Origin of the sequence: Streptococcus sp. 3874 (assembly GCF_013276425.1) — a bacterium.
GTDB lineage: Bacteria > Bacillota > Bacilli > Lactobacillales > Streptococcaceae > Streptococcus > Streptococcus pseudopneumoniae.
In genome coordinates this window covers 1-17,654 of record NZ_VMLA01000130.1, presented here as the reverse complement: position 1 = coordinate 17,654, position 17,654 = coordinate 1, and the positions used below count along the sequence as shown (strand labels likewise).

At 40.6% G+C, this 17,654-nt stretch carries 18 protein-coding genes and 2 pseudogenes; 3 read left to right on the top strand and 17 right to left on the bottom strand.

What is annotated here, in order from left to right:
• Positions 1–99: 99 nt before the first annotated feature.
• The 14 genes from ftsX to HT703_RS10685 all read right to left on the bottom strand — a co-directional run bounded on the left by ftsX (position 100) and on the right by HT703_RS10685 (position 11,535).
• The gene (gene ftsX / locus HT703_RS10750; RefSeq protein ID WP_000625541.1) at positions 100–1,026 is read right to left on the bottom strand and encodes a permease-like cell division protein FtsX; all 927 of its coding nucleotides are present in this window, start codon (positions 1,024–1,026) and stop codon (positions 100–102) included.
• Positions 1,019–1,711: a cell division ATP-binding protein FtsE gene (ftsE, locus tag HT703_RS10745; RefSeq protein WP_172930080.1), complete on the bottom strand. Its 693-nt coding sequence runs from the start codon at positions 1,709–1,711 to the stop codon at positions 1,019–1,021. The genes ftsX and ftsE overlap by 8 nt, the downstream gene beginning before the upstream one ends.
• Positions 1,712–1,728: 17 nt before the next feature.
• A protein-coding gene (gene prfB / locus HT703_RS10740; RefSeq protein WP_100127798.1) for a peptide chain release factor 2 occupies positions 1,729–2,824 on the bottom strand; the annotation gives its coding sequence in 2 pieces (ribosomal slippage) (positions 1,729–2,751 and positions 2,753–2,824; 1,095 coding nt in all).
• Between the two features lie 107 nt (positions 2,825–2,931).
• On the bottom strand, positions 2,932–3,588 hold the full coding sequence (locus tag HT703_RS10735) for a CBS domain-containing protein (protein WP_000268665.1): 657 nt from the start codon (positions 3,586–3,588) through the stop codon (positions 2,932–2,934).
• A gap of 411 nt (positions 3,589–3,999) precedes the next feature.
• On the bottom strand, positions 4,000–4,710 hold the full coding sequence (locus HT703_RS10730; protein ID WP_000062200.1) for an ABC transporter ATP-binding protein: 711 nt from the start codon (positions 4,708–4,710) through the stop codon (positions 4,000–4,002).
• A complete protein-coding gene (locus HT703_RS10725) occupies positions 4,710–5,474 on the bottom strand; it encodes an ABC transporter ATP-binding protein (protein WP_001185997.1) in 765 nt (254 codons plus the stop codon). Before HT703_RS10725 ends, HT703_RS10730 begins: the two co-directional genes overlap by 1 nt.
• A complete protein-coding gene (locus tag HT703_RS10720) occupies positions 5,474–6,430 on the bottom strand; it encodes a branched-chain amino acid ABC transporter permease (RefSeq protein ID WP_000662290.1) in 957 nt (318 codons plus the stop codon). The genes HT703_RS10725 and HT703_RS10720 overlap by 1 nt, the downstream gene beginning before the upstream one ends.
• Before the next feature lie 3 nt (positions 6,431–6,433).
• Positions 6,434–7,303: a branched-chain amino acid ABC transporter permease gene (locus HT703_RS10715; protein ID WP_000941428.1), complete on the bottom strand. Its 870-nt coding sequence runs from the start codon at positions 7,301–7,303 to the stop codon at positions 6,434–6,436.
• 116 nt (positions 7,304–7,419) lie between these two features.
• Positions 7,420–8,580 (bottom strand): ABC transporter substrate-binding protein, encoded by a 1,161-nt coding sequence (locus HT703_RS10710; RefSeq protein WP_000726145.1) that lies wholly within the window; start codon positions 8,578–8,580, stop codon positions 7,420–7,422.
• Positions 8,581–8,682: 102 nt separating this feature from the next.
• Complete coding sequence (locus HT703_RS10705) at positions 8,683–8,931, bottom strand: YlbG family protein (RefSeq protein ID WP_000462126.1); 249 nt, start codon at positions 8,929–8,931, stop codon at positions 8,683–8,685.
• A gap of 78 nt (positions 8,932–9,009) precedes the next feature.
• A complete protein-coding gene (gene clpP / locus HT703_RS10700) occupies positions 9,010–9,600 on the bottom strand; it encodes an ATP-dependent Clp protease proteolytic subunit ClpP (protein ID WP_050242379.1) in 591 nt (196 codons plus the stop codon).
• 173 nt (positions 9,601–9,773) lie between these two features.
• Positions 9,774–10,403, bottom strand: a complete 630-nt coding sequence (gene upp, locus HT703_RS10695; protein WP_000515974.1) for a uracil phosphoribosyltransferase — start codon at positions 10,401–10,403, stop codon at positions 9,774–9,776.
• 88 nt (positions 10,404–10,491) lie between these two features.
• Entirely contained in the window at positions 10,492–10,959 is a 468-nt protein-coding gene (locus HT703_RS10690; RefSeq protein ID WP_000136976.1) for a cytidine/deoxycytidylate deaminase family protein, read from the bottom strand.
• Between the two features lie 18 nt (positions 10,960–10,977).
• Positions 10,978–11,535: a TetR/AcrR family transcriptional regulator gene (locus tag HT703_RS10685; RefSeq protein WP_050261904.1), complete on the bottom strand. Its 558-nt coding sequence runs from the start codon at positions 11,533–11,535 to the stop codon at positions 10,978–10,980.
• A 124-nt stretch (positions 11,536–11,659) separates the two neighbouring features.
• Between HT703_RS10685 and HT703_RS10680 the strand changes: the two genes are divergently transcribed.
• Both HT703_RS10680 and HT703_RS10675 read left to right on the top strand, forming a co-directional pair.
• Positions 11,660–12,505 (top strand): DegV family protein, encoded by an 846-nt coding sequence (locus HT703_RS10680; protein WP_054388076.1) that lies wholly within the window; start codon positions 11,660–11,662, stop codon positions 12,503–12,505.
• Between the two features lie 58 nt (positions 12,506–12,563).
• A complete protein-coding gene (locus tag HT703_RS10675) occupies positions 12,564–13,739 on the top strand; it encodes an NAD(P)/FAD-dependent oxidoreductase (protein ID WP_172930079.1) in 1,176 nt (391 codons plus the stop codon).
• 42 nt (positions 13,740–13,781) lie between these two features.
• Here HT703_RS10675 and HT703_RS10670 read toward each other — a convergent pair whose 3' ends face one another.
• On the bottom strand, positions 13,782–14,522 hold the full coding sequence (locus HT703_RS10670) for a MerR family transcriptional regulator (protein ID WP_000274782.1): 741 nt from the start codon (positions 14,520–14,522) through the stop codon (positions 13,782–13,784).
• 339 nt (positions 14,523–14,861) lie between these two features.
• Between HT703_RS10670 and HT703_RS10665 the strand changes: the two are divergent.
• Positions 14,862–16,201 (top strand): annotated as a pseudogene (locus tag HT703_RS10665) (sodium-dependent transporter).
• Positions 16,202–16,240: 39 nt separating this feature from the next.
• Here HT703_RS10665 and manA read toward each other — a convergent pair.
• Complete coding sequence (gene manA, locus HT703_RS10660) at positions 16,241–17,185, bottom strand: mannose-6-phosphate isomerase, class I (protein ID WP_054393094.1); 945 nt, start codon at positions 17,183–17,185, stop codon at positions 16,241–16,243.
• A gap of 121 nt (positions 17,186–17,306) precedes the next feature.
• Positions 17,307–17,627: pseudogene (locus HT703_RS10655) on the bottom strand (family 1 glycosylhydrolase); the annotation flags it as partial.
• Positions 17,628–17,654 lie beyond the last annotated feature (27 nt).

The following is a 17,654-nucleotide window of genomic DNA, read 5'->3' as shown; positions in this document are numbered from 1 at the left end:
TGCTCTTTGATTTTCATTGAGTATTAGAAGTCCCTTTTCTAAAATTTTTGTAGCAAAAAAGGAGATTTTACAACCTCCTCATAAAAGTAATTATTTTACCTAAATTTTCAAGAATCGACGCATGGATATTCCTGATCCCAGTGAACCAATAAAAATTCCAATCACAAATAGTAGGGCAATCATCAACGGACTAAATAAATCTGGACTAATCATAGATAGATTTTGTCCTACCAACGATTTGTTAACAGATTGGTAAACCATTTGATAAACAATAAAGACCAAAACAGATGGTGCGATAGCTCCCAATAAACCGATAAAGGCTCCTTCTAACAAGAACGGTCCACGAATATAACTGTTTTTAGCTCCGACCAAGCGCATGATTTGAATTTCGCGACTGCGGGAAATAATAGTAATACGAATGGTATTTGAAATCAAGAAAACTGCGACAAAAATTAACAAGGCAGCAATCCCTAGTCCCCAAACACGGATAAATGAAGCTAACTTGAAGAGTCTTTCTGTATTGGCACCGCCATCTTGAACCTCAGAGACACCTTCAATTTTTTTAGCATCTTCGGCTATAGTTTTTACATCATTTGGAGTATTTGCCTCTACAATATAGGCATCATAGAGAGGATTGGCATCTCCTTCAAAGATTTTCCAGTTATCTCCCATTGTCTCGGTTAACTTTTCATATTGTTCTTCTTTACTTGAAAAGGTAACACTCTTAACCGTAGACATGTTCTTCAAAGAATCATATACCTTGTGGTAGTCATTATTTGTAACAGTTTGACCTTCTTTTTCAATTGTCTGACTGTTATCTTCCACATCCTTTCGGATATAAACTACTACACGGACATTATTTTCAATATCTGTAGCTAGTTTCGCTGTATTAAAAATAACAGATGCAAATATTGCCACCAAGGTCAAAGTAATCATGACTGAACTGACAGCAGCTACTGTCATCCAACCATTTCGTTTCAAACTTTTTAAGGCTTCAAATAAATGGCGAAAAAATCTACTAATCATCGTATCCATACTCTCCTTTTGATTCGTCACGAACAACACGGCCATTTTCAATGGCAATGACACGGTGGCGCAAGGTATTTACAATCTGGCTATTATGAGTCGCCATCAAAATAGTTGTCCCTTGTAGGTTAATCCGTTCCAAGAGATTCATAATTTCCCATGAATTATCAGGGTCCAGGTTTCCTGTTGGTTCATCGGCTATCAATACTTTTGGATTGTTTACAATAGCACGTGCAATCGCAATCCGCTGTTGCTCTCCACCTGAGAGCTCATTTGGGAAAGAACGAACCTTGTGCTTCAACCCAACCAAGTCTAAAACTTCCATCACTCGTTTTTTGATATTACGGCGATTTTCCCCGATTACTTCCATAGCGTAAGCAATATTTTCATAGACCGTTTTCTTTGGCAAGAGTTTATAATCCTGGAAGACAACCCCAACACTACGACGCAGAAGCGGGACATCTTTCTTTTTGATCTTAACCAGATTAAAACCAGCAACTGATAGACTTCCTTTATCGATTTTTACTTCACGATACAGAGAACCGATAAAAGTTGACTTCCCTGCTCCTGAAGGTCCTACGATGTAAGCAAATTCCCCCGGTTGAACGCTGACCGAAACACCGCGTAGGGCAGTCGTTCCGTTGTCGTATTTTTTGACGACATCTCTCATTTCAATGATTGACATGTGACTTCCTTTCTATATTAGCTAATTCGCCACTTGAGATAGGCATCGATAAAACCATCTAGGTCCCCATCCATAACCTTATCTACCTGAGCAACTTCAAAGCTAGTTCGGTGATCTTTTACCATAGTATAAGGAGTGAAGACATAAGAACGGATTTGGCTTCCCCATGTGATTTCTTTTTTCTCACCCTTGAGGGAATCTACCTCCGCAGCTTTCTTTTCTTGCTCCATTTGATAGAGCTTAGCCTGCAACATCTTCATGGCACGATCTCTATTTCCATACTGGGTACGATCCACTGTTGATTGAACAACAATTCCAGTTGGAATGTGGGTTAAACGTACACCTGTTGAAACCTTATTGACATTTTGTCCACCGGCACCACCTGAACGGAAGGTATCCATCTTGATGTCATCTTCCCGGATTTCCACTTCAATGGTATCGTCCAACTCAGGCATCACTTCTACGGATGTGAAAGATGTATGGCGACGTTTGGCAGAGTCAAATGGTGAAATTCGCACCAAACGGTGTACCCCCATTTCTGACTTGAGAAGACCATAGGCATTAGGCCCTTCAAATGATAAGGTTACTGACTTGATACCAGCTTCATCCCCTGCTTGGTAATCCAATACTTCCACTTTAAAGCCTTTAGCATTACCATAACGAGTATACATACGAAGCAACATATCACCCCAGTCCTGAGCCTCAGTACCACCAGAACCTGGATGGATTTCCAAGATGGCATTGTTGTGGTCATAAGGTTCTGACAAGAGTAGAGTCATCTCATAGCTGGTCATCATCTTATCAAGTTCGGCTAACTGCTCTACCAGTTCTTCTTGAACTGACTCGTCTTCAGCTAAAAAGTCCAATAAAATTTCGACTTCATCCTGCAACTCTTCCATTTTGTGGAAGGTGTTATAGGTGTTTTTTAATTCATTTAATTCTTGCGACGTTTTTTGGGCCGCAATATTATCATTCCAAAAATCAGGTTCTGTCATCTTGTTTTCCAAGATGGCAATCTCTTCCTCTAGCCCTTCGAGGTCAAAGAGACCCCCTGAAAGAAGCTAATTTTTCACGATTTGCGTCAATTTTTTGACGGATTACTGAAATGTCCATAAATACTCCTTTTTTACATCATTTCATTATAGCATATTTTATCATTTCTTTCCATCTTTTGCTATAATCCCTTTTTTATGAAAAAAGAAGCCTTTCGGCTTCCCTTCTTACAAGACTTTTGCTGAAGTGCGAGTGATTTCTTCCACTTGAATACCATTTGCTTCAAATTTTTCTTTCAAGGCTGGTAAATCAATTGATCCATCGATTTGCACTTCGATAATGACCTTACCATCCTTACGCGGAATATTGACTGTATGGGAGATATTCAAATTTTCTTCAACGATTAGAGAAACAATCTTACCAAGAACGCCAACTTCATCTTCTGTAACAAAGCGCACACGAATTCCTTCCTCTCCATAACCAGCAATTTCAAGAAAGGCTTGGAAAACGTCACGGTCCGTAATAACCCCATAGACTTGATGGTTATCTACTACAGGAAGAATACCAATCTTGTTTTTCAACATCAGATAAGTTGCATCTTCTAGACTCGCATAGCCTGAAACAGTGACAACATCGCGAATCATGACATCTTTTACTTTTGTCTTATTTAGAAGATAATTCATCTCATAGATAGAAAGACTGGTTGCTTTTGATGGGCTAGCTTGGGCAATGGTTCCCTCAGTTACCAAACCAACCAATTGATCATTTTCGATAACAGGCAAGCGGTGCAACCCTTGCTCTCTCATCAAATCTGCTGCATGAGATACTGTTGTATCTGGACTAATATAAACTACCTTGCGGGTCATAAAATCTTTAACTGCCATGAGACTTCTCCTTTTCTATTCTTATCCCTATTATACAATCTTTTTGCAAATCTATCAAACGCTTACATTTCTTTTTCAAAATTCAGAAAAGTATGAATAACCTAGCAAAAAGAGCTCTGAAATCGAGCTCTGTGAATGAAGGTAAGATACGTTTCATTCGATTTTTTCAATTATTAGAAATTTATCTTTCAGTGTAGATGTAGATTTGTTTGCAATCTAAATATGCCGACTAAAACAATCCACTGGATTCTGATGATTGCTTCGCAATTTCTATCTGCCGACTAAAAAGGTCCACTGGACTATAATGATGATTACTTCGTAATCTTCATCTGCCGACTAAAACAATCCACTGGATTCTGATGATTGCTTCTCAATCTTCATCTGCCGACTAAAACAATCCACTGGATTGTTTTAGCCACCCAGATACGCTTTTCTGACTTCTTCTGATGAGGCGAGTTCTTTTCCTGTTCCTGATAGAACGATTTTCCCTGTTTCCAATACATATCCTCGGTCAGAGATTGCGAGTGCTTTATTAGCATTTTGTTCAATCAAGAGGACGGTTGTTCCTTGCTTCTGAATATCTTGAATGATATCAAAGATCTCTTGAATAAAGATTGGGGCAAGTCCCATTGAGGGTTCATCTAAGAGAAGAAGTTTTGGTGTTGACATAAGAGCGCGTCCCATGGCAAGCATTTGTTGTTCTCCTCCTGAAAGAGTGGCTGCATCTTGGTTCTTGCGTTCTTCAAGACGTGGGAAGCGTGAAAAGACCTTCTTCAAGTTAGCTTGATTTTCTTCACGATTTTTCTTTAAAAAAGCTCCCATTTCTAGATTTTCCATAACAGTCAAGCCAGGAAAGACGTGGCGTCCTTCTGGAACTTGTGAAAGCCCACCTGCTACGATTTTTTGAGCTGGCATTTTTTGGATTTCTTGACCTAAAAATTCAATCTTTCCAGAGCTTGGTCTAACCAAACCAGACAAGGTACGGAGAATGGTTGTCTTACCTGCACCATTGGCACCGATAAGGGAAACAACTTCTCCTTCATTCACTTCAAAGCTTACATCACGGACTGCTTGAATCATACCATAATGCACAGAAAGATTATCAACTTTTAACATAGACATTAGGCTTCACCTCCTAGATAAGCTTCGATAACGCGTTTATTGGTCTTAATTTCATCTGGAGTTCCTTGAGCAATTAAACGGCCATATTCAAGTACGTAGATACGTTCTGTTACTTCCATGACCAGATTCATATCGTGTTCAATCAACATGATTGTAATCTTAAATTCATCTTTGATACGACGAATTAACTCAGTCAATTCGGCTGTTTCCTGCGGGTTCATACCTGCGGCTGGTTCATCCAAAAAGAGAATTTTAGGTTCCGTAGCGAGGGCACGAACAATTTCCAAACGACGTTGTTGTCCGTAGGCAAGATTTTTAGCAAGAGTCTCTGCATCACCATCTAAATCAAAGATTTTCAGCAATTCCAAGGCTTTAGCCTTTAATTCTTTTTCACTCTTGTAAAAAGCTGGTAAGCGCAAAAAACTAGCAAAAACATGTTGTTTGTGATGGTTACCAAAGGCAATCAAAACATTGTCCAAAACGGTTAAATCTTTAAAGAGACGGATATTTTGGAATGTACGTCCAAGTCCCAAAGAAGCAATCTTATAAGGTGACTTTCCATTCAAAAGGTGGCCATCTAAGGTTACTGTTCCCTCACTTGGTTCATAAACACCCGTCAAGAGGTTGAAAAGGGTGGTTTTCCCAGCTCCATTTGGACCGATTAGTCCAACCAGTTCCCCTTCGTTCAATTCAAGAGTCACATCTCCAACAGCTGTTAGACCGCCAAAATGTTTGGTTAACTGTTTTACTTCAAGTAATGCCATTAGTTTTGTTCCTCCTTTTTAGATTTTTTAAAGAAACGTGATAGGCTCAATTCCCATGTTCCAAGGAGTCCACCTGGTCTGAAAATCATTACCAATACCAAGGCCAAAGCGTAAATAATCATACGCACGCTGGCAACATCTTGGAGAAGCATATTCAAAATTCCCAGAACAATAGCCGATACAATGGCACCTGTAATGGAACCAAGTCCACCAAATACAACAATGATCAATACGTTGATTGAGTTGATGAAAGTGTAATCTTTCGGTACAACTGAACCGATAAATCCTGCCTGAAGTGACCCTGCAATACTTGCAGTAATAGCACCAAAGACAAAGGCGATGATTTTAATCTTAGTCGTATTAACCCCAACTGACTCAGCAGCGATTTCATCCTCACGAACAGAGAGGGTTGAACGACCAATTGGGCTACGCAAGAAGTTCAAGGTTGCAATGGTTGTAATCACGACAAAGAAGTAAACCATTTGCCAAGTTGTAAAGTTAGGAATTCCTAAGATACCTGCCGCACCATTTGTAAGGCTTCCACCATTGATGATAAAGATACGGATAATTTCAGAAACACCTAGAGTTGCTACTGCAAGATAGTCCCCCTTCAAGCGTAAGGTTGGAATTCCGACAAGCAAGGCAACTGCTCCTGAAAGCAAAGCCCCTACAAGCATGGCTCCAAAGAAGGCACCGTAGGTTGGTGATTTAGAACCAATAATAGCTGCTGCATAGGCACCAATCGCCATGAAACCAGCATGCCCAAGTGAAAATTGTCCTGAAAAACCAACGATTAAGTTGAGACCAACAGCCAGAATAATATTAATTCCGATTTGTTGTAAAATCTGTACATAGAACAGATTGAGTACTCCGACTGAAACCAGTACACTAATCAAGCCATAGCCAGCTAACAAAAGGAGTAACCATAGAATATTAACTTTTAAATTTTCTTTCATCGCTTACACCTTCTCTTTCACATTCTTACCAAGGATACCAGCTGGGCGGACAATCAAGATCAACAACAAGATTCCATAAACAATGGCATCACGGAAGTCTGACATCCCAAATGCTGTCGCAAAGGTTTCCAATAAACCAATCACAAAACCACCAAGAGCCGCACCAGGAATAATCCCAATACCACCAAGTACCGCGGCAACGAAAGACTTAAGACCTGGAGTAACCCCCATCAAAGGCTCAAGAGAGTTATAATAAAGAGCAATCAGAACACCAGCCGCCCCCGCAAGAGCAGAACCCAAAGCAAAGGTAAAGCTGATAGTCCGGTTCACATTGATCCCCATCAATTGCGCTGCATCACTATCTACGGATACTGCACGCATGGCTTTCCCCATCTTGGTCTTTTGGACAATGACTTGTAACAAAATCATCAAAAGCAAGGAAATGGCCAAGATCATTAACTGCACATTTGTTAGGCTAACTGGTCCCAAATCATAGCGAACTGTTTGAATCGCTTGAGGGAAGGCACGGGTATTGGCACCAACCAGATAGACCATGCCATACTCCAGTAGGAAAGAAACCCCAATAGCTGTAATCAAAACAGCAATACGAGTAGAGTGACGCAAAGGTCGGTAAGCAAGGAACTCAATCACGACACCAAGGATGGCTGTCGCTAGCATGGCTACAATAAGCGCTACAAAAAAATTCATTTGGAAAGAATTGATCAAGAAATAACCAATAAAGGCTCCCATCATATAAATATCACCGTGGGCGAAATTGATGAGCTTGATAATTCCGTAAACCATGGTATATCCTAGGGCTAACAGCGCATAAACACTACCTAGAATCAAACCATTTACTAGTTGTTGGAGCATAAGATTCACTCTTTCTATATATAATTCCGAGGTTTTTCCCTCACTTTTTGATAGGTTCTTAAACATCGAAACAGGGAGTGAGTCAAAGGCTCATTCCCTATTTCAACATTTTTCTATTATGGTTTTACAACTTCTGCTGCTTCAACCTTACCATTGTTCATGGTCATCATGTAAGCAGTTTTAACTGTGTTGTGGTCCGCATCGAAGCTTGTTTTACCAGTTACACCTTCAAAGTCTTTTGTTTTAGCAAGATTATCCTTGATTTCACCTGAGTTTTTAGCACCTTTTGCTGCGTTTGCTACAAGGTGAACTGAGTCATAAGCCAAGGCTGCAAATGTTGAAGGCTCTTCATTGTACTTAGCGCGGTAAGCGTCAAGGAAGGCTTTGGCTTTAGCTGAAACTTCTACAGTAGTTGAGAAACCTGAGATAAAGTAGATGTTTGATGCTTTTTCAGCAGTTGCTTGTTGTACAAACTCTTCACCGTTAAATCCATCACCACCAACGATTGGTTTGTCAATTCCCATACCACGCGCTTGGTTTACAATCTTACCAGCCTCATTATAGTAACCAGGAACAACGATAGCATCAAAGTCTTTCCCTTTCATTTTTGTAAGGGCTGCTTGAAAGTCTGTGTCACCTGCTACGAAAGTTTCATCTGCAACGATTTCACCCTTGTATGACTCGCGGAAAGATTTGGCAATCCCTTTAGCATAGTCACTGGCATTGTCAGTGTAAAGAACAACTTTCTTAGCATTTAATTTTTCAGAAACATAGTTTGAGATAATTTTTCCTTGGAAGCTATCTTGGAAAGTTCCAATAAAGAGGTAATCTTGACCTTTAGTCAATCCATCTTGAGTCGCACTTGGTGAGATCAATGGAACACCTGCTTTTGTAGCGTTCGCTACCGCAGCTGCAGTCGCACCAGATGTCGCAGGTCCTACGACTGCTGATACTTTAGATTGGGTTACAAGGTTAGTTGTAACTGAAGCAGCCTCAGCTGTTTCAGACTTATTATCTTTATCGACTACTTCGATTTGTTTTCCATCGATACCACCTGCGGCATTGATTTCATCAACAGCCAATTGGGCACCTTTTTGTTCAGCTGTTCCGTATGCAGCTAAAGAACCTGATTCTTCAAAGTTAAACCCGATTTTAATTGTCTTTTCCTCTACTGAGTTACCAGCAGTGTTGACTGCTCCAGACTTCACTTCTCCACAGGCTGCAAGAAGTGCTACACTTGCAAGCGCCACAAACGATAGGGCAAATTTTTTCTTCATCTTTTTTTGTCTCCTTATTTCTTAAATAGTCTGTTAAGAATATATCGAATTATCAGAAAATTGTCAACACTTTTCTTTAAATTTTTATCTGATAACGTTTTCCTATCGGTAAAGGTTACCCACAAAGGGTGTTTCCAGTTCTTGGATATGACAAACTCTGACTTTTTTGATAAACTTTTCCTTGCTCAAGCGCCCGACCAATTGCTCCACTTCTTGAGTTGGAACATAGAGTTGTAAGTAACGATGCTTCTTGGAATGATAGGTAATATCTCCATAATCCTGCAGTTTTTTGGCATCACGATTATAGTAAAGATAGATAATCAAGCCAGATCGATTGACTTTTTCAAACATGATAAATCCTCTTTCTAAGAAATCTCCCCCTATTATACCAAAAAAAGCAAACCCAGTCGAGTTTGCCTTCTATCAACATTAGTTCAATGAATTGTTGGCCATGATTTCATCAATAAAGCCATATTCAAGTGTTTCTTGGGCACTCATCCAGTTATCGCGTTCTGCATCTGCATGGACTTTTTCGATTGACTGACCTGAATTTTCAGCCAATATTTTTTCCAAGGTATGACGAGTTTTAAGCAAGTGTTCTGCAGCAATCGCCATATCGGTTTGTTGAGTACCTCCACCTGTACCGCCCATTGGTTGGTGAATCATATACTCTGCATTTGGAAGCATGAAACGCTTGCCTTTTGCTCCACTTGATGCAATGACCGTCCCCATAGATGCAGCCATTCCCATAACGATGGTTTGGACATCTGCCTTGATAAAGTTCATGGTATCAACGATTGCCAAGCCAGCTGAAACAGAACCACCAGGTGTGTTGACATAAAGGTAAATATCTTTTGTACTATCTTGGGCATCCAAGAAAAGCAATTGGGCAATAACTGAGTTAGCCATATTGTCTTCAACTGGACCTGTCAGCATAATGATGCGGTCTTTTAAAAGACGTGAGTAAATATCGTAGGAACGTTCTCCACGGCTTGTTTGTTCAATAACTACAGGAATCATTTATTTCTCCTTTTGAGTTTTATTTTTGTTGGTCAAATGACTGAAGATAAGACTATTATAATATTTTGGTCAAAAAAGGTCAGATTTTTGCTCTGTTTTCATTAGAACAGAAACAAAAATTCAACCTCCTTTCGTGACTGGAACTTCTTTTCCAAGTCATTCTCTTTTTAATTTTATTTTGTACCGAACAAGCGGTCTCCAGCATCTCCAAGACCTGGAACGATATAACCGTGTTCGTTCAAACGTTCATCCAAGGCTGCTGTAAAGATTTCTACATCTGGATGAGCTTCTTGAAGAGCTTTTACACCTTCTGGTGCTGATACAAGGCAGACAAATTTGATATTTGATGCGCCACGTTTTTTAAGCGAGTCAACAGCCAAGATTGCTGAGCCACCTGTTGCCAACATTGGATCTACTACAAAAATTTGACGTTGGTCAATATCTTCAGGCAATTTTACCAAGTATTCAACTGGTTGAAGCGTTTCTTCATCACGGTACATACCGATGTGACCAACCTTAGCAGCTGGAACCAAGCTCAAGAGCCCATCGACCATCCCGATACCTGCACGTAAGATTGGAACGATGGCCAATTTCTTACCTGCCAATTGTTTTTGAACTGTTTTTGTAATTGGTGTTTCGATTTCCACATCTTCTAGTGGAAGATCACGAAGTACTTCATACCCCATCAACATTGCAATCTCATCTACTAGCTCACGAAAAGCTTTTGTAGAAGTATCTGTACGACGCAAGATTGACAATTTGTGTTGAATCAGCGGGTGATTAATAACTTCAATTTTTCCCATTTTTGGAATTCCTTCTTTCAATTTATTCTTCTTATTATACCAAAAAACGGTTTAAAAATCTTTCTAAACCATTTATTTTTGATAATTTTTACATTAAATCTGCTTCTTTAAGAGCTGTCTGTACTGTCTCAAGTGGTAAATGGGTTAATTCTGTTCCCTTTTCTTGATAAAGGTATTGGGCATAGTCGTCCATTCGGTACTGGTTGATATAAACCACGCGCTTGCAGCCGACCTGAAGTAATTGTTTTGTACAGTTGAGACAAGGAAAATGGGTTACATAGGCTGTAAAGCCTTTGGGAACACCACGCTCAGCACCTTGGAGAATAGCATTAACCTCAGCGTGAAGGGTGCGAACACAGTGGCCTTCAATGACCAAACATTCGTGGTCAATACAATGCTCAGTCCCTGACACCGAACCATTGTAACCAGTGGAAATGACCTTATTATCCTTTACCAGAATTGCGCCCACTTTGGCACGTTTACAAGTGGAACGATTGGCAATTAGTAGGGCTTGGGCTGCAAAATACTCATCCCAGGCCAGTCTTTTTTCAGTCATCTCTTTTCTCCTATTTCTCTATTTTTTAAAAAATGGTAACCGTAAATCCGCTATCTTTTCAGCAGGTACCTTCATGCCATCCTTGATCCATTTTAAAAGGACTGAGACGATGGCTGAACTCCAGAAGGAATGAAGATAAGAGCTGACACCTTTTGATTTTCCATGGTATTTTTCTAAAAATTCCTGCATGGCTTGGACAAAGATTTTTTCCAGATGGTAATCCAAGGCCAGTTGAATCACTCTGGCTTCCTTTCTGGCCTCTCGGAAAAGGTGAACCCAGACCAGATAAAGGTCTGTCTTTAAATCATAATGATGCAACTGTTCCATAATATTATGGACAGTTCGTTTAAAGACGCTTTCTAAAATTTCCTCTTTGGAGTCATAATTGCGGTAAAAGGCCGCACGCGAAACACCTGCACGTTTGACCAATTCAGAAATACTAATCTTGGTCAGTTCCTTTTTTTCCAAGAGTTGCAAGAGGGCTGTTTCAATGGCTTCTCTGGTTAATAAATTGGATTCTTGGTTTGATTTTCTGAGATTTTCAAGAGACTTTTCAGAGATTCTACGTTCAGACATAACATTTTCTTTCTACTTGTCACAACAGACGGATGAGGCTTTTGTTTCAAGGGTTTTCATGATATAATTGTAAAAAAAGACAGAACCTTTGTCAATGTATAACTGACAAAGATGGAGAATTTCTATGACTTGGAAGATTATTGCTGACTCTGGTTGTGATTATCGTCAACTGCCAACACCAGCTATTAACACAACCTTTGTAAGTGTCCCCTTAACCATTCAAGTAGCTGATCAGGTCTTTGTTGATGATGCCAGTCTTGATATTGACCATATGATGGAAACCATGTATGCAACCGCAGAAGCTTCAAAATCAGCTTGTCCAAGCCCAGATGATTATTTGCGAGCATTTGAAGGAGCCAAAAACATTTTCCTAGTAACCATCACTGGTACTCTTTCTGGCAGCCACAATAGTGCGCAACTGGCCAAGAATATTTATCTGGAAGACCATCCTGATACTAAGATTCATGTAATTGATAGTTTGTCTGCTGGTGGGGAAGTTGACTTGCTCGTAGAAAAATTGAATGATTTGATTGACCAGGGCTTGTCTTTTGAAGAAGTGGTTGAAGCTATCACCGCCTATCAAGAAAAAACCAAGTTGCTCTTTGTCCTAGCTAAAGTCGATAACTTGGTGAAGAACGGCCGTTTGAGCAAGCTTATCGGTACGGTCGTTGGCCTTCTAAATATCCGTATGGTTGGGGAAGCTAGTGAAACTGGAACCCTCGAATTGCTACAAAAAGCAAGAGGAGCAAAGAAGTCAGTTCAAGCAGCCTATGAAGAGTTAGTGAAAGCAGGATATGCTGGTGGCCGTATTGTCATGGCCCAACGCAATAACGAGAAATGTTGCCAACAGCTTTCAGACCGAATCCGTGAAACCTTCCCACAGGCGGATATTAAAATTCTCCCAACATCTGGTCTCTGCAGTTTCTATGCAGAAGATGGCGGTCTGCTGATGGGCTATGAAATTGATTAATTGCATTCTTGACAAGAGGTAACCATCATCTCTTGTTTTTTTGTGGTACAATAGAGCTATGAAACATTTTGATACTATTGTCATCGGTGGAGGACCTGCTGGTATGATGGCTACGATTTCCAGTAGCTTTTATGGACAGAAAACCCTCCTCATCGAAAAAAATCGGAAACTTGGAAAAAAATTAGCTGGGACTGGTGGGGGACGTTGCAATGTGACCAACAATGGTAGCTTAGACAACCTGCTAGCTGGAATTCCTGGAAACGGACGCTTTCTTTACAGTGTTTTCTCCCAGTTCGATAATCATGACATCATCAACTTTTTTACAGAAAATGGTGTTAAACTTAAGGTCGAAGACCACGGACGCGTCTTTCCAGCCAGTGACAAGTCTCGGACTATTATCGAAGCTTTGGAAAAGAAAATCACCGAACTAGGTGGTCAAGTTGCTACTCAAATAGAAATCGTTTCTGTTAAAAAAGTAGAGGACCAGTTTGTCCTTAAGTCAGCGGATCAAACCTTCACTTGTGAGAAACTCATTGTCACAACAGGTGGTAAGTCTTATCCTTCGACTGGTTCGACTGGTTTTGGTCACGAGATTGCTCGCCATTTTAAGCATACCATCACCGATCTTGAGGCTGCTGAAAGTCCTTTATTAACAGATTTTCCACATAAAGCCTTACAAGGGATTTCTCTGGACGATGTGACCCTAAGTTATGGTAAGCATGTCATCACTCATGATTTACTCTTTACCCACTTTGGTTTGTCAGGTCCTGCTGCCCTACGCATGTCTAGCTTTGTCAAAGGTGGGGAGGTTCTCTCACTCGATGTTTTGCCTCAACTTTCTGAGAAGGACTTGGTTACATTTCTAGAAGAAAATCGGGAAAAATCCTTGAAAAACGCTTTAAAAACCTTGTTACCAGAACGCTTGGCCGAATTTTTTGTACAAGGCTATCCTGACAAAGTCAAACAACTGACTGAAAAGGAACGAGAACAACTTGTCCAGTCCATTAAAGAACTTAAAATTCCTGTAACTGGAAAAATGTCCCTTGCAAAGTCCTTTGTTACCAAGGGTGGAGTCAGTCTCAAGGAAATCAATCCTAAAACCCTTGAAAGTAAGCTGGTACCTGGCCTCCACTTTGCAGGCGAAGTTATGGATATAAATGCCCACACGGGTGGCTTTAACATCACTTCTGCCCTCTGTACCGGCTGGGTGGCGGGAAGTCTGCATTATGATTAAAGAACTTTTAATAGAAAAAATCGGAAGATTACTCCTCCGATTTTATTTTGCTTGAGTTTGGACATAGTGGGCAATGACATCTGATGTGTACTGGGCTGTTCCAGTACCAAATTTGTCAATATTTTCCTTAAACTCTGGGTTATAGACGTAGCCTTTACCGATATGACCGAATACTTCAATAGTACAATCAAATCCATAAGTACGAATGGCTTGCAAGAGCTTGGCTGTTTGCTCTTGGTTTTCAGTTGCTGTTACAGGCAGACCAGCTTGAAGATTTTGTGCTAAGGCTTGAAAAACTTGGTTGAAGGCAGCCGTAGCCTCGTCTTCGTGACCTTTCTGGCGCTCCAGCGCTTGGTCCATGACTTCTTGTCCATATTTCTCTACCGCCTCTTGGTGGTATTTTTGATGGTCTTGGTAGTTAAATCCAGCAAATTTCTCTTGAATGCTCATTTCTCTTTCTCCTTTTTGTTCTTGAATGGTTTTTTGCAAGGTTGAAATCAAGGTATCCAGATGTTCCCTTTCTCGAGTCAAATAGTCCAACTGCCTGGTCAAATGAGGCAATAAATCTGTCCTTTCTTCCTTTAATAGCTCTGCTATTTTTTCTAAAGAAAAGCCTAGATATTTGTAGTAAAGAATGACCTGGAGACGTTCCAAATCCTCCTGACTGTAGGTTCGATAGCCGTTTTCCGACTTTAAAGGAACCAAAAGTCCTATCTTATCGTAGTGGTGCAGGGTCTTGACAGAGACACCCGAAAGCTGTGCAGCTTCTTTTATATGGTACATGATTTCCTCCTTATACTCAATGAAAATCAAAGAGCAAACTAGGAAGCTAGCCGTAGGCTGTACTTGAGTACGGTAAGGCGACGCAGACGTGGTTTGAAGAGATTTTCGAAGAGTATTACACTGATAGTATAACCCCTCCCCTTAGGTCAGAGTCAAGCGTTTTTGCGAAATTTTTTACTTTATCATAACATGAAAATGGTTTTCTTGACAGACCTTAGAAAACATGATAGGATAGTCAAGTCTATCAATCAAAAGAAACGCTCATTTTGAGTACTGATGAGGCTATTTGCCAAGGGCAGTAGCTTTTTCTTTTGTAACACTAATTTTAGGAGTTTAACTATGTCTGAAAAATCGCAATGGGGGTCTAAACCGGGCTTTATCCTAGCATCTGCTGGTTCAGCCATCGGACTTGGTGCCGTTTGGAAATTCCCCTATATGACTGCTGCTAACGGTGGAGGAGGCTTTTTACTGGTCTTTCTCATTTCCACTATTCTAATCGGTTTCCCCCTTTTGCTAGCTGAATTTGCTCTCGGCCGAAGCGCTGGTGTCTCAGCAATCAAAACCTTTGGAAAACTAGGCAAGAATAGTAAGTACAACTTTATCGGTTGGATTGGTGCCTTTGCCCTCTTTATCCTCTTATCTTTCTACAGTGTTATTGGTGGCTGGATTTTAGTCTATCTAGGCATTGAGTTTGGAAAATTGTTCCAAATTGGTGGAACGGGTGATTATGCTCAGTTATTTACTTCAATCATTTCAAATCCAGCCATTGCTCTAGGAGCTCAAGCGACCTTTATCCTATTGAATATCTTCATTGTATCACGTGGGGTTCAAAAAGGGATTGAAAGAGCTTCGAAAGTCATGATGCCCCTGCTCTTTATCATCTTTGTCGTCATCATCGGTCGTTCTCTCAGTTTGCCAAATGCCATGGAAGGGGTTCTTTACTTCCTCAAACCAGACTTTTAAAACTGACCAGTGCTGGTCTCCTCTATGCTCTGGGACAATCTTTCTTTGCCCTCTCACTAGGGGTTACAGCCATGCTGACCTATGCTTCTTACTTAGACAAGAAAACCAATCTGGTCCAATCAGGAATTTCCATCGTAGCCATGAATATCTCGGTATCCATCATGGCAGGTCTCGCCATTTTCCCAGCTATGTCAGCCTTCAATATCCAGTCTGAAGGGGGACCGAGCTTACTCTTTATCGTCTTGCCTCAACTCTTTGACAAGATGCCTTTTGGAACCATTTTCTACATCCTCTTCCTCTTGCTCTTCCTCTTTGCGACAGTCACTTCTTCTGTCGTTATGCTGGAAATCAATGTAGACAATATCACCAATCAGGACAACAGCAAGCGTGCTAAATGGAGTGTTATTTTAGGAATTTTGACCTTTGTCTTTGGCATTCCTTCAGCCCTATCTTACGGTGTCATGGCGGATGTTCACATTTTTGGTAAGGCCTTCTTTGACGCTATGGACTTCTTGGTTTCCAATCTCCTCATGCCATTTGGAGCTCTCTGCCTTTCACTTTTTACAGGCTATATCTTTAAAAAGGCTCTTGCAATAGAGAAACTCCATCTCGATGAAAGAGCATGGAAACAAGGACTGTTCCAAGTCTCGCTCTTCCTTCTTCGTTTCGTCATTCCAATCATCATCATTGTGGTCTTCATTGCCCAATTTATGTAATCAAAAAGGACTTGAGTAGTGAACTCAGGCCCTTTCTTTTTATGGATGGCTAACAATCAATTCCAAACCTTGCCCTTCCAGAGTCCAAGCTTCAACATCACTTGGTAGGATAAAGTGGCTGCCTTTTTGAATTGGATAATTTTTCCCGTCAACAGTTAGCTGACCTTGACCAGCTAAGACACTCAATAAGCTGTAGTCAGCTGTCTTTTCAAAGTCAACTTTTCCAGTAATTTCCCACTTGTAAACTGCAAAGAAATCATTAGAGACAAGGAGAGTTGAGCGTAAATCATCAGCTTTGACAGTTACAGGACGGCTATTTGCAGGCTCACCAATGTTCAATACATCAATGGATTTTTCAAGGTGAAGTTCACGCAAGTTTCCCTTATCATCCTTACGGTCAAAGTCATAGACGCGATAGGTGGTGTCACTAGATTGTTGAGTTTCAAGAATCAAGATACCCGCACCGATAGCATGCATAGTGCCACTTGGCACATAGAAGAAATCTCCAGCCTTAACAGGGACTTTTGTTAATAGACCATCCCAGTTTTTAGCTTCAATTTGCTGGCGGAGTTCTTCTTTTGACTTGGCATTATGGCCGTAGATAATCTCTGAACCTTCATCCGCTGCGATGATGTACCAGCATTCTGTTTTTCCGAGTTCGCCTTCATGCTCGAGTCCGTAAGCATCGTCTGGGTGAACTTGGACACTGAGCCAGTCGTTGGCATCAAGAATCTTGGTCAAGAGTGGAAATACAGTCTCAGGACGATTACCAAACAATTCACGGTGCTCTGCATATAAAGTAGCCAGATTTGTTCCCTCGAAACGACCATTGGCAACTTTAGAGACTCCATTTGGATGAGCTGAGATAGCCCAATATTCTCCGATTTTTTCATTTGGGATGTCGTAGCCAAACTCATCACGTAGCTTGGTTCCACCCCAGATTTTTTCTTGCATAACTGATTGTAAAAATAATGGTTCTGACATCTTGATCTCCTGTCTGATTTTTCTCCCCTCATTATAGCAAAAAAAGAGTTCCATTTGAACTCTTTTTTCACATCTTATAAAGTAGGGAGAAGATTTTGTAAAAATAGTAAACAAATGTGCTCTACTCGATGCTTGCTCCATTGCTATCAATGACATCCTTGTACCAATAGAAGGACTTCTTCTTGCTACGTTTGAGAGTCCCATTTCCTACATTATCTCGATCTACATAGATAAAGCCATAGCGCTTATTCATTTCCCCTGTGCCAGCTGAAACCGGATCGATACATCTCCAAGTCGTATAACCAAGCAAGTCAACCCCGTCTTGGTAAATGGCATCTCGCATGGCCTTGATGTGGGCCTCTAAGTAAGTAATCCGATAGTCATCTGCTACATAACCATTCTCATCCGGTTTATCCATAGCACCGAGTCCATTTTCTACGATAATACTAAACTAAAATCAAAAAGCATT

What these genes read in the sequence shown, in the direction of transcription:
- ftsX (WP_000625541.1), bottom strand. Translation starts at nt 1,026, where the DNA reads ATGATTAGTAGATTTTTTCGCCATTTATTTGAAGCCTTAAAAAGTTTG.
- ftsE (WP_172930080.1), bottom strand. Translation starts at nt 1,711, where the DNA reads ATGTCAATCATTGAAATGAGAGATGTCGTCAAAAAATACGACAACGGA.
- HT703_RS10735 (WP_000268665.1), bottom strand. Translation starts at nt 3,588, where the DNA reads ATGGCAGTTAAAGATTTTATGACCCGCAAGGTAGTTTATATTAGTCCA.
- HT703_RS10730 (WP_000062200.1), bottom strand. Translation starts at nt 4,710, where the DNA reads ATGTCTATGTTAAAAGTTGATAATCTTTCTGTGCATTATGGTATGATT.
- HT703_RS10725 (WP_001185997.1), bottom strand. Translation starts at nt 5,474, where the DNA reads ATGGCATTACTTGAAGTAAAACAGTTAACCAAACATTTTGGCGGTCTA.
- HT703_RS10720 (WP_000662290.1), bottom strand. Translation starts at nt 6,430, where the DNA reads ATGAAAGAAAATTTAAAAGTTAATATTCTATGGTTACTCCTTTTGTTA.
- HT703_RS10715 (WP_000941428.1), bottom strand. Translation starts at nt 7,303, where the DNA reads ATGCTCCAACAACTAGTAAATGGTTTGATTCTAGGTAGTGTTTATGCG.
- HT703_RS10710 (WP_000726145.1), bottom strand. Translation starts at nt 8,580, where the DNA reads ATGAAGAAAAAATTTGCCCTATCGTTTGTGGCGCTTGCAAGTGTAGCA.
- HT703_RS10705 (WP_000462126.1), bottom strand. Translation starts at nt 8,931, where the DNA reads ATGTTTGAAAAAGTCAATCGATCTGGCTTGATTATCTATCTTTACTAT.
- clpP (WP_050242379.1), bottom strand. Translation starts at nt 9,600, where the DNA reads ATGATTCCTGTAGTTATTGAACAAACAAGCCGTGGAGAACGTTCCTAC.
- upp (WP_000515974.1), bottom strand. Translation starts at nt 10,403, where the DNA reads ATGGGAAAAATTGAAGTTATTAATCACCCGCTGATTCAACACAAATTG.
- HT703_RS10690 (WP_000136976.1), bottom strand. Translation starts at nt 10,959, where the DNA reads ATGACTGAAAAAAGACTGGCCTGGGATGAGTATTTTGCAGCCCAAGCC.
- HT703_RS10685 (WP_050261904.1), bottom strand. Translation starts at nt 11,535, where the DNA reads ATGTCTGAACGTAGAATCTCTGAAAAGTCTCTTGAAAATCTCAGAAAA.
- HT703_RS10680 (WP_054388076.1), top strand. Translation starts at nt 11,660, where the DNA reads ATGACTTGGAAGATTATTGCTGACTCTGGTTGTGATTATCGTCAACTG.
- HT703_RS10675 (WP_172930079.1), top strand. Translation starts at nt 12,564, where the DNA reads ATGAAACATTTTGATACTATTGTCATCGGTGGAGGACCTGCTGGTATG.
- HT703_RS10670 (WP_000274782.1), bottom strand. Translation starts at nt 14,522, where the DNA reads ATGTACCATATAAAAGAAGCTGCACAGCTTTCGGGTGTCTCTGTCAAG.
- manA (WP_054393094.1), bottom strand. Translation starts at nt 17,185, where the DNA reads ATGTCAGAACCATTATTTTTACAATCAGTTATGCAAGAAAAAATCTGG.